Annotated in this window: 9 protein-coding genes; all 9 read right to left on the reverse strand. The window is 66.6% G+C overall.

Annotated features, from left to right (window positions below):
* Positions 1 to 442, reverse strand: a 442-nt coding sequence (locus tag VFC51_02450) for a polysaccharide deacetylase family protein (GenBank protein ID HZT05860.1), incomplete at its 3' end; no start/stop codon positions are given.
* Positions 439 to 1,821, reverse strand: a complete 1,383-nt coding sequence (locus VFC51_02455) for a glycosyltransferase family 2 protein (protein HZT05861.1) — start codon at positions 1,819 to 1,821, stop codon at positions 439 to 441. The genes VFC51_02450 and VFC51_02455, both read right to left, overlap by 4 nt.
* A complete protein-coding gene (locus VFC51_02460) occupies positions 1,818 to 3,230 on the reverse strand; it encodes a glycosyltransferase (protein HZT05862.1) in 1,413 nt (470 codons plus the stop codon). Before VFC51_02460 ends, VFC51_02455 begins: the two co-directional genes overlap by 4 nt.
* Entirely contained in the window at positions 3,220 to 4,464 is a 1,245-nt protein-coding gene (locus VFC51_02465) for a glycosyltransferase family 4 protein (protein ID HZT05863.1), read from the reverse strand. The genes VFC51_02460 and VFC51_02465 overlap by 11 nt, the downstream gene beginning before the upstream one ends.
* A complete protein-coding gene (locus VFC51_02470; protein HZT05864.1) occupies positions 4,452 to 5,549 on the reverse strand; it encodes a glycosyltransferase family 4 protein in 1,098 nt (365 codons plus the stop codon). Before VFC51_02470 ends, VFC51_02465 begins: the two co-directional genes overlap by 13 nt.
* Positions 5,550 to 5,661: 112 nt before the next feature.
* Positions 5,662 to 6,693 (reverse strand): glycosyltransferase family 2 protein, encoded by a 1,032-nt coding sequence (locus tag VFC51_02475; protein ID HZT05865.1) that lies wholly within the window; start codon positions 6,691 to 6,693, stop codon positions 5,662 to 5,664.
* Positions 6,674 to 7,483 carry a glycosyltransferase family 2 protein gene (locus VFC51_02480; GenBank protein ID HZT05866.1) on the reverse strand — a complete coding sequence of 270 codons (810 nt, stop codon included), beginning with the start codon at positions 7,481 to 7,483 and terminating at the stop codon, positions 6,674 to 6,676. The genes VFC51_02475 and VFC51_02480 overlap by 20 nt, the downstream gene beginning before the upstream one ends.
* A gap of 433 nt (positions 7,484 to 7,916) precedes the next feature.
* Entirely contained in the window at positions 7,917 to 8,900 is a 984-nt protein-coding gene (locus tag VFC51_02485; protein HZT05867.1) for a class I SAM-dependent methyltransferase, read from the reverse strand.
* On the reverse strand, positions 8,897 to 11,517 hold a 2,621-nt coding region (locus VFC51_02490), incomplete at its 5' end, for an NPCBM/NEW2 domain-containing protein (GenBank protein ID HZT05868.1). The genes VFC51_02490 and VFC51_02485, both read right to left, overlap by 4 nt.

Here is an 11,517-nt window from a genome sequence, read left to right on the forward strand (position 1 = left end):
CGAGGGATCGGACGTCCGCCCAGGAGAGCATCGGCTCGTGAGTGTCCGCGTCGGCGCGATGCCGCCACGGGCTGCGCTTCCCGACAAATCCCGTGGTGACGTAGAGGGTGGCGGACATGTGACGCCTTGCGATCACGGGCAGCGCGTTCGAGACAAAATCGGCGAAGCCATCGTCAAACGTCAGGACGACGGGCTTGGCTGGAAGCGGCTGGCCACGGGCGATGGCGCGGACGAGCGCATCCACCGTCATAGACACGTAGCCTTGCTCGCGGAGCGCGCTCACGTGTTCGTCGAACAACGTTGGTGAGACGACGTACCGCCGCCACGACGTGTTTGCCCCGGGGAAGATGCTGTGATACGCGAGAATCGGTACGCGCGTGATCCCAGGATCTCCGCCCGTCGCGGATCGGGGGGCGGAAACCTGGGCCGTCGGTCTGCTCATGGATGCGACTGCGCCAGGATGGTGGAAGTTGCACGGCCGCGATCGCGCGCCCAGCGACCGCGGACGTAGGCGAACGGCCCGTCCATCATCCCCTTCAGCTCGATCATGGTCAGCTCACGTGGGTAGTTTGGAGACTTGCGGCGGTTCTTCCGCGATCGGGGGCTGAAGAGATAGTCGAGACCGAACGGCAGCTTGCGCAGCATGTCGATGCCCAAACGGGGGTTGTCGATCAAGCATTTGGTGAGATACGCGGTCAGCCCCTTCCCATACCCGTACATCTGCCGTCGAAGGGCGGCGTAGTCGCGGTAATGGGGGTGATAGACGACGGCCGCGGGCTGGTAGACGAGCTGGAAACCCGCCGCGATGATCTGAAAGCTCATCGCGAGATCCTCGCCGCCGATGGCGGGGCTACCACCGCCCAGCGCAATGTCGAATCCGCCCAGCGACCGGAGGATCTGCGTTCGAAAGGCCATATTGGCGCCAGTCCCGAGTCGGCCGGTGGTGAACGGAAACAGGCGGTCCTGCGGGACGTGCTCGTCGAGGTCGTAGATCTGTTGAACGAACCCCTTGCTGTAACCGCCATACTGCTCGAGCCAGACCTGTGGCTCCGTTTCCAGCTCGTGGGGGAGAACGAGGCCGGTTACGCACCCAACGCGATCGCCCATGCCGAAGCCAAGGACGAGATGCAGGAGCCAGCGACGGTCGTGACGGACGTCGTCGTCGCAGAAGGCGATGATGTCACCTTGGGCAAGTTGAATCCCCCGATTGCGGGCTCTCGACGTGCCGCCGACCTCTTCGCGGACGTATCGAACCCGCAGCTCACCGTCGAAGTTTCGCGCGACCGCGTCTTGTGTCTCTGAGCTGCAGGGTCCGTTGTCCGCGACGATGATCTCGTGGGCCGGATAATCCTGCCGCAAGACCGACGTGATGCACGCCACGATCTGATCGGGCCGATTGCGCGTCGGAATGACCACCGAGACGCGCGGTCCGCTTGCTCGTGCCGCGTCGAGGGCTGCCCAGCAGCCGGCGTTGCCGGGCTGCCCGATGCCCGCCGCCGTTAGGCCCCGGAGCGATGGCAGCCCGTCGCGCGTCAAATGGGTATTGATGGCATCGCCGATTTGGCGCCAGATTTGACGCGCGTACTGTTCGGCATTCAGGCCGCCCGGGGGAATGGCGAGCTGGACCAGCCCGATGGGGTGGTCGTGGACCCAAACGAGAGAAAGAGCGCGGCTGTAACCGTCTGACTCCCCGGACGGACTCGGACGCAGGAGCGGGATGGGCTCGGCGAGGTCCACCTCGGTGATGCACACGGGAGCGAAAACATCGCCGAACAGGAATGGGACGGAATCGAGTGGGGCGTCGCCGGGAAGAAGCTTCACGTGCGCTGCTCCCGCTCCTTGCCCGTCGAGTCGTCAAAGGCATGAAGCACTCCGGCGCCTTCTTGCTTTCTGGAGTGGGCTCGGCGTGACAACAGGGATGCGCGGGCCTTGCTGAGCATCAAGAGGGCGGGTCCAAATAGCAGACCTTGCATCTCCACGCGCGATAGCTCGGCGGGAAACCCTGGACGGCCGGCGTAGCTTCGCTTCGATCTCACGAGCCGCACTACGCCCCGCGGAAGGCCTCGCGCAATGGATGCGCCTGCGAGGGGGTTCGCAAGAACGCTGTGCGAGATCGCGGCCGCGTACCCGACCGCGTAGCCGTGGATCTGCTGACGCAGCGACGCGTAATCGCGTCGGTGCCGATGGTAGACGAGCGCGCTGGGTCGATACGCGATCTGGTAGCCATCGAGAAGCGTGGCGTAGTACAGGGCGTAATCCTCCCCGCTGCAAGCGGGCGTTCCCGGTCCCAGGGATGGGTCGAATCCGCCCAGCTCTCTCACCACCTCCGCTCTGTATGCCATGTTCGTCCCAACCCCAAAGGTCGCGGGACGGAACGGATAGAAGGGGTCGGCGGGCCGGTTGGCGCCCATGTCGAACAGCCGTGGCGTGAAGCCGGTCCCCAGGCCGCCGTATTGCTCGAACCAGATTTGCGCGTCGGTGTCCAGCTCGGCCGGGCACACCAGGCCCGTGGCACAGCCGACACCCGGCGCCTCTTGGAAGGCACACGCCAGCTCGAGGAGCCAGTCGGGGTCGTGGATTACGTCGTCATCGCAGAAGGCGATGATCTGACCGCGGGCCTCCTCGATCCCCAGATTCCGCGCTCGACATGCGCCGGGGAGCGGCTCGTGGAGCCATCGAATCCGCGCGTCACCCGCGAATGCGCGCTGAACGTGCCGGAAATCCACCGCCGGTGGGGGCGCGTTGACGACGACAAGGACTTCGAATCGCGGGTATGTCTGGCGGGCCAAGGAGCCGATGCAATTTCGCACGCTTTCGGGCCGATCGTGGGTCGCAACAACGACGCTCACCGAGGGCGGGTTCGCCAGCACAGCCGTCCGCGGCGCGCTGCAGGCGGGTTGGGCCATTCGCGCCGCCGCGCAGAGATCGCTCGCGGCCCGCGAATTGGCGCCATCCCGATGCAAGTGTTCGAGAATCGGCTGCCCCAGCTCGCGCGCGATCGCGGGAATGCATTGGCTCCGCGTGAGACCATTCGTCGGCACGCCAACGTGCACTGTCCCAACGGGCTCCCCGTGAATCCGGACGAGGACAAGCGCGGTCTTGCCGCCGGCCGTTGCGCCCGGGAGTGGCGTGCGCGGCTCGGAATCCGACGCGAGCTCGAGCTCCAGCACGCGAATCGGGGCGACGTCCGGCGCGGAAAGAGTGGCCGGCACGAGGCTATCAGGCCGCATGGCGCCCGTCCTCCGTCGCGCAGGTCAGCTCTTCGTACAGCCGGGCGATGCTGGGAACGATCGTCGCGGCGCGAAAGCGCTCGGCGTGGCGCTGCGCCGATTCCCCCAACGCGCTCCGCCAGCCACGATCTGCGATGAGCCGCAGCATGGCGGACCGCAGCGCGTCGACGTCGCCCGGTGGAACGAGAAGCCCAGTCTCGCGATCGATCACCTGGTCGACGAGCCCGCCGACGGCCGACGCGATGACGGGCCGGGCGCTCGCCATGGCCTCGAGCGCCACCGTGGGACACGGGTCAGGCCACACCGATGGCACCACACCCAGCATGCTTCGCCGCCAGGCAGCCATGATGGCGCCGTGCGGCCAGTTGGAGAAGATGTGCGCGCCATCGGGAACGACGCGCGGCGTGTCCGGAAGGCGTCTGCCGATCAAGACAAGCGGCACGCGTACGGGGAGTCCCGTGAATGCTGCGAGGAGCGTGTCGATCCCCTTCTGGCGGCTCAGATCGCCGACGAACAGCACGAACTCGGAAGCGGGGAGCCGCGAGAGGTAGCTCTCGAAGCACCCGTCGTCTCGATCGTCTTCGTCGGGCAAGAAGTTCGGGATCACGCGGAAGGGGAGCCGGTCTCGAGTGAGGCCGCTGCCGACGGCGACGGCGTGACTGACGGGGACGAACATGTCCACCGCCGCGCGCACGGTAACGGTGGACGCCCAGCGGGCCGCGAGGGTTGCGGCCCCCTTCAGCGTTCCGTAGTGTCGGATGGCGCAGGGTACGCAGCGTCGAAGCGCGGGCCCGCTGCACGCGGACTCACGGAACATCATGCGTTTCGTGGCGCAGCACAGACTGTAGTCGTGGAGTGTGAGGACAAGTTTGGCCCGACTCTGACGCTTGAGCGGAACGAATGAATGGACGAACCAGTTGTGCGCGTGGACGACCTCGGGCCTCTCCGCGTCGACGACGCGTCGAAGCCCGGCCACCGCCTCCGGATCCGGAAGGGGCGGGGCGTGTCGCCGTTCTGAATCGCCGTAGAGCCACGCGGCGCGCTGCATCGTTCCATTGAGGCGATAGACGCGGACCCCGTCGGTGGACGCGAAACTCGGCAGGTCGTCGTGATGCAGGGTTGCCACGGCAACCTCGTGGCCGCGCCGCGCGAGGGCCACGCTGAGGTTTCGAACGTGCTGCTCCTCACCGCCGATGATGGGTGGGTAGAACTGGGAGAGCATCAAGATTCGCATGGCCTCATTCCATCCACGATCGACTGGTAGACGCGCAGGACCGCGGCAGCGCATTCGTCCCAGGTCGGCACCGCGACCGCGGGCGCGGTGATCGGGCTCTCGAGCTGCTTGAGCGCGGCGTACGCGATCTGGCTGGGCAGCGCGCGCACGGAGATCATGCGCGCCTGGCCCGTCTCGCCGAACTCCCGTAGCCCGGATGTGTCCGACACCAGCACGGGCCGAGAGAGGGACAAAGCCTCGACGATGGCAATCGGGTGCGCCTCATAGTCGCTCAGGAGCGTCACGAGCGATGCACGCGAGAGCAGGGAGGCCATCGCGGACCGATCCGCGGCCGGAACCGGTCGGATCTCGACGTACTTGTCCATGCCAAGTTGCCGCGCACGTCGACGAAGCTGCTGCTCGTATGGACCAGAGCCGACGATCCGGAGTCGCGCATTCGCGATGTGTCGGCGAATGAGCGGCAGCGCGTCCAGGATTCGCTGGTGGCCCTTGTAGCGCTCGAGCCGGCCGATGGACAGGATCAGGGTTTCGTCGGTGGAATCCTCAGTGGGCGCCGGCGATGCCGGAAGGTCAGATCCGTTTGCGATGACCACGAACCGGTTGCGAGGAATGCGCAGTCTCCGCGAAAAGAAGTCCGCCTCGAACCGGGAGACGCCAATGAGCGCTGACGCCCGGCTGAGCAAGGGGCGGAGCGCCGCGCGTTGAAGCCCGCGCAGCGCATTGCGAACGTGAGAGGAGTTGCCGCCGCTATGGAAGGTTACCGCGTATGGAATCCCGCGCTGGAGGGCACTGAGCATGGCGATGGGCGTCACGAGGGTGTGGTATCCCTGACAATGCACCAGGTCCCAAGGTCCGTCGGCGATGGCTGCGCGGATTCCCGGCGCGAAGTAGTAATCCCGGTCAGACGGCCACGCACGAACCCGGCGGATCTTCACGCCGTCGACCTCCTCGCGCGGGCGAAGCCGACCGGTGAGATCGGTCGTGGCGATCGTGAGGTCGAGGCCCATCCGAGCGAGGCGTCGGGATACTTCGTACACGTGGGTTTCGACGCCGCCGATCTGTGGCAGATACCGCGGTGTTGTCACGAGGACCTTCAAGGGCTGCGGCTGCGCGGCGGGCTCGGCTCGCACAATCGGCGCCGCTTGCGCAGCCGATGCGCCCTCAGCCGAACTGCCAGCGACGCGCCCGCTGGAGCAGTCAACCGCGGCGCACATGGTGAAACCCCCAGTGGCCACGAACGTAGCCCGCTACCGTCGCGGCGAATCCGAGCGCGATGGCCCCGGCCCGCAAAGCGCCCGAGCCATCGCGTCGGACCAGCGAGTCCCGCAGACCTCGAAGCACGCCGACCGGCAGCACGCGAGCCGTATAGGCCGCCTCCTCGGTGAGCGCTGCTCCGCGTCCGACGAATCGGGAGATCAGCGCCTTGGAGGTCCCTTCCGCGTAGCAGCGCGCCACAAAATATCGCCAGCGGACACGGTCGCCCGGTACGCGGTGGCGCACGATCGAATCCGGTTGAAAGACGAACACGCTGTCCTTCCAACGCCGGCGCGCGCGAATGCACAGCTCCGTCTCTTCGCAGCCCATCGGCGCGCGATGGTTCCGCCCGATTCCGTCGCGAAAGAGCCCGACGTGCTGGAAGATTTCGCGGCGCATGCACATGCTGGCGCCGAATGGATTGCGCACCGGCGCCAGGCGCTTGGGCGCACCCCGATGCGTACAGCCGAGCACCCAATAGAACTCCTCGGGCAACCAGGTCGCCTGGCGATCGACCCACGCGGGCTCGATCGCCCCTCCGACGCCGAGAACGCGGGCGTCGGCGAGAGGGCAGAGCAGCTTCTCCAGCCAATCCGGGCAAGCCTCGGCGTCGTCATCCAGGAAGGCGATGACTTCGCCACGCGTGACCTCGACACCCGTGTTGCGCGCCCCCGAGAGGCCCTGCGCGTGGCGATTCGGCACGGCGGCCACCCCAAGACGCTCGGCGCGCTCAAGGAGCGACGGGTTGTGATCGACGACGACGACGATTTCGTCGGGCACGCGCGTCTGGTTTTGGAGCGACCGCACGCACGCCGTCAGCTCCGACCATCGAGCTTCCGTATATGCGCAGACGACAACCGAAACGGTGAACCGCGGGGCGCCGAGCGGAGCTTGGTTGGCTACCGTCATGGTCGCCGACGCCCCGTTGGTCCAGTGGGGCTGTGGTGCGAGGGCGTCATGCGGCAGCCTGGCCATCCTGCTGTTCCCTGTTGGAGATGAGGATCTCCGCGAGATCCACTCGGGCGCGAGGTCCGTCTGCTGGGAATTGAAGCGAAGGGCCAGCCTGCCGGTGGGGCGTGACGTCCCCGAAAATGCTTCGGCGCCATTCCGAGAGGATGGTGCACAGGACGCGCCATCCATCCGGGATCGTTCGAAGGTTACTGGTCCCGTGAATTCTCCGATCTTCGAAGCTGGGCACCTCCGCGACTCGGAGGCCGACGCGGAGCGCGCGCACGTTCATGAGCGTCTCGACCTCAAATCCATCGCAGTCGAGGTCCAGACGTCGAACGGCGCTCGACCAGAACGCGTTGTAGCCGTAGCACAGGTCGGAGTAGCGTCCCCCAAAGAGCAGCCGGACGAGGCTTACGAGCAGGTGATTTCCCCAGCGGCGATACGCAGGCATGTCGGCTGTTCCGCCGCCCTGGAGAAACCGCGATCCTTTCACGAAATCGGCGCCTGCGAGGAGGGGGCCGATGTACGCGGGGATCTCTGTTGGAAGCGTGGAGCCGTCCGCGTCGAGCATCACGATGATGTCCCCGGTCGCGGCTTCGAACCCGGCTCGAAGCGCGGCGCCCTTTCCCTTCCCAAGCTGTTGGACGACGCGAATGTTCGGGACCAGGATGCGCGCAACGTCGACCGTTCGATCGGTCGATTGCCCGTCCACGAGGATGACCTCATGGACCCACGTGGGAATCTTGGGCAAGACAAAGGGCAAATTGGCTTCTTCGTTGAGCGCCGGAATGACGACGCTGACACGACAGCTCACGGCGTTCTCCTCGCCACAGCAAAGGGCGCTGTTGTCGGTTTGTCGCTCGAAGCGGGTTGACACTTCCTGCATAGTTGGATCGTCCAGATGTCCTCGGTGCGCTGTTGTGCAGAAACTCTGACAATGCGCGCGGACTGCGGTCTCTCTGAGGCAGGAATGCGTGCCAAGATGCTTCGTGAGCTGCTGTCAACGGTCGACGTGACATTCGGCGAATATAATGACAGCGGCTCGCGGGACATCCCCTGCCCCAAAAGCCCGGGCCCCGGGGGGAGTAGCAGTCAACCCGGGGCTCAGCTTTTTCCCGCTTCCGCACTCAGTTCGTGTGCGATCGGTCTAACGGACCTTTCACCTCCAGTTACGTCCGATGACGAATTCGTCGGTCAAATACGCGAGAACTTGCAACAGTGTTTCTGTATCCCTGTACAAGTCATGGTCAAAAGGATAACCGACTACGAGCACGGTTACACCAATAATGATGGTTAACAGTCCGTGACAGACTGATGAATGCGCTGAAAATGCCGCGCAACATCCCTCGAACAAGCGCGCTGGGTCCGCGTTCTCGTCGGCCAGCGGCAGCGTTGGAGAGCGCGCGCCGCGGGTCGCTGCGCGGCCGCCGGGCGAGTACGCAGGTCGAGACGCCGAAGCGACGAAGCACCGGGACCCTCTCGATGGTCGGGAGCGCTCGCTGGTAGGCGCGGATCACGCGCTTCGGAAGCCACGCGTAAACCTCGAAGACGGGAAAGACGGAGCTGGTGGAAATGATTTCGAAACCCGCCGCGGAAACAAGGTTGCGTAGCTCGCCGGGCCAGTAGTTCCGCGCGTGCATGAACGGGCGGACGAGTTTCATCGGAACCCATGGCACAATGGGGACCGGGAATCCAAGCTCCCAGCCTCCCAGCCGCATGCCGTGCCCCTCGAACGGGAACCATCGGTTGGGCGACATGAGCGCGAGTACGCCGCCCGGCCGCAGGACGCGACGAATCTCCGCGAGCGTCCGCGATTCGTCCGCGACGTGTTCGAAGACTTCGTTGAGAAATACGCCATCGAACGATTCATCCGCGAATGGGAGCTCCTCCGCGGAGGCGCAACAGTAGGTCGGCCGAACCATCGCCGGCGACCCCATCGCGCGCGCGCTTGACACGCGCGTCGTTTCCACGTCGATCCCCACAACCCGCTCTGCGCCCATGCGCGCAAGCGCTCGGCTGTAGCCGCCTTCCGCGCAGCCGCAATCGAGCCAGACGCCTCCCAACACGCCGTGGCGCGCGAGCTTGCCGAGTCGGTACGTCACGTTGGTCCCGACCGCCGTGGAAAGACCCGGCGCCAGGTGACCGGGCCGGCGGGAGGGCGCTTGCTCCCCAGCCTGCCCGCGACCTTCGCCGCTGTGACCTGACGTCGAGCGCAGAGTCGCCACGGTCATGGTGTGGGACTCGGTCTTCTCGTCCGTGTGGGCCGCTGCGTGGGCGTCGGCGTTGGCGTCGCGGGCAGAGTCGGGGTCAGCTGCGTCGGAGTGGGAGGAGCAACGGCGACGGTTTGCGTCGGGGTGGCCGTTGGCGTGGCCAGGATTTGGGTCCGAGTGGTCGCGGAAGTGGGCGTGGTGGAGCTGCACCCGACGCGAGCGTCGGCCCAGTCGCCGTGGTCGTAGGCGGCGCCGTCCCCCGCGTCGGTGACGAGCAGGCGCAGCTCGTTGACGCCGGCGATGGAGAGGCTCACGGTCTTGGTAGCGGTGGAGCCGGTCATGGTCCCGCTGTCGTAGCGGAGGGCGCCGTCGGTCCAGACCTGGAAGACGACCGAGCCGAGGGCGCCGACCTCGTCGTCGACGCCGATGTCGGAGGTGAAGGAGGAGCAGGCGCCGCCGAGGGCGAAGCGGATGTCGGAGATGGCGTTGGTGCCGAGGCCCTTGGCGTAGGCGGCGCCGTTGAGGGTGATGGTGTGGCCATCGCCAGCGGCGCTCTCGCCGTTGCTCATGTCCCGCTCGACCGGCCCCCAGCCGTTGGTGGCGGAGGTCCATGCCATGTCGCTCAGGTACTGGACGCCGGGCTGCGGCGTCGGGGTGGGGGGCGCAGGTGGGAGACTGAGAAACACGCTGACGGTCGTGTCTCCGTAATTGGCCGCGACCAGGTCGAGCTGCGTGTCCCCGTTAAGCGAGCCTATCGCGACGGAGAAGGGCTGGATGCCCGCTGAGAAGCTCGACGGCGCGCCAAAGCTCCCCGCGCCCGTCCCCACCAGCACGCTCACGGTATTGTCGCCTGAGTTCGCGGTGGCCAAATCCAGCTTGCCATCAGCGTTGACGTCGCCCACCGCCACGATCTCCGGCGCGGACCCGGTCGCAAAGCTCGTCGCGGCCCCGAAGGTTCCGTTCCCGGCTCCCAGCAAGACGCTGACCGTATTTGCCAGATCGTTCGGGGTCACCAGGTCCAGCTTCCCATCACCGTTGACATCCGCTGCGCGGGCGGAGTGAGGGCCAGCGCCAACTGGGTAGCCTACGGGCGCCAAGAACAAACCCGTTCCGGTCCCGAGATGGACGGTCACGGCGTTGCTCCCCCGGTCTGCCACGGCGACGTCCAGCTTCCCGTCACCGTTGAAGTCGCCAATCGCCACACCATGGGGGTTGAGCGCGGCCGTGACGGACGCGGGAGCCTGGAATGTGCCGTCGCCGTTCCCGAGGAGCACGCCGATCGTCGAACCGTTCCAGCAGGCAACGACCAGGTCCGGCTTCCCATCGTTGTTGAGGTCGCCGGAGGCTACCTCATGCGGTGCAGTGCAACCGGCGGGAAATGTGCGCGCTGCCTGGAACGTTCCGTCCCCAGTGCCCAGCAGAATCGCGACGTCGTTGCTCGTCTCGTCCGCGGTCACCAGGTCGGGCTTGCCATCACGATTCACGTCCTGAGCGAGCACGAACTTGGGCTTGGTGCCAACGGTGTAATTCACCGGCGTCGCGAATCCGCCGAGTCCGTTTCCGAGAAGCACGCTGACGGAGTTGGACAGCGCGTTGGCGCTCGCGATATCGAGCTTTCCGTCCGCGTTGAGGTCGGCCACGAGGACCGAGTGGGGGTCGCTCCCCACCGTGTAGGGCGCTGCCGGACTGAACGCGACGGGTCCGCCTCCTGTACCCGAGGTCGGAGTCGGCGTGGCGCCAACCGTGAACGTTGGGAGCGGCGTTGGCGTCGGCGCCATCCCGGGCGTTGGCGTAGCCGTCGGAGCCGCCGTTGGCGTCGCGGTGGGAGCGATCCCCGCCGTCGCCGTCGGGGTCGGCGTGCTCGCCGTGACCAGCGTCGCCGTCGCGGTCGGGGTCGCCGCCCCGCTCGTTGCGATCTGCGCGGCGGCCCAGTCCGCATGGTCGTACGCGTTCCCGTCCCCTGCGTCGGTCACGATCAGCTCGAGCACGTTCACGCCCGTTATGGAGACGTTCACGTGGGCGGTCGCCGTGACGCCGGTCATGAGCCCGCTGTCAAACCGCTGCACGCCGTCGGTCCAGACCTGGAAGTGCACGGATCCGTTGCTGCCGACTTCGTCGTCGACTCCCACGTCCGCGGTGAAGATGGCGTACGCGCCTCCCAGCGTGTAGGTGATGTCCGAGTTGGCGTGCACCCCCAATCCCTTGGCGTACACCGTTCCGTTCAGCGTGATGGGATGACCATCCCGAGGCGCCTGCTCGCCGTTACTCATGTCCAGCTCCGCTGGGCCCCACCCGTTCGTCATGGACCTCCACGTCATGTCGCTCAGGTACGCCGCGCCGCCTGTGATGGGCGTGCTCGTGGCTGTCGGGGCGCCCGCCGGCGTGGCCGTTGCCGTCGGCGCGGTTGATGCGGTGGGCGCGCTCGTGGGAGTGGCCGAAGGGATGACGGTCGCGGACGTTGCGGTGGGCGTGGCGGGGCTCGGCGTCTGCGTGGTGACGGACGTCGGTGTCGCGGACCCGCATGCGATCTGGGCGTCGGCCCAGTCGCCGTGGTCGTAGGCGGCGCCGTCCCCCGCGTCGGTGACGAGCAGGCGCAGCTCGTTGACGCCGGCGATGGAGAGGCTCACGGTCTTGGTAG

Source organism: Chloroflexota bacterium (genome assembly GCA_035652535.1).
GTDB lineage: Bacteria > Chloroflexota > UBA6077 > UBA6077 > SHYK01 > DASRDP01.

Excerpts from the sequence above, each read along its gene's own strand:
- VFC51_02485 (HZT05867.1), bottom strand. The coding sequence starts at position 8,900 with ATGACCGTGGCGACTCTGCGCTCGACGTCAGGTCACAGCGGCGAAGGT.
- VFC51_02465 (HZT05863.1), bottom strand. The coding sequence starts at position 4,464 with ATGCGAATCTTGATGCTCTCCCAGTTCTACCCACCCATCATCGGCGGT.
- VFC51_02460 (HZT05862.1), bottom strand. The coding sequence starts at position 3,230 with ATGCGGCCTGATAGCCTCGTGCCGGCCACTCTTTCCGCGCCGGACGTC.
- VFC51_02475 (HZT05865.1), bottom strand. The coding sequence starts at position 6,693 with ATGGCCAGGCTGCCGCATGACGCCCTCGCACCACAGCCCCACTGGACC.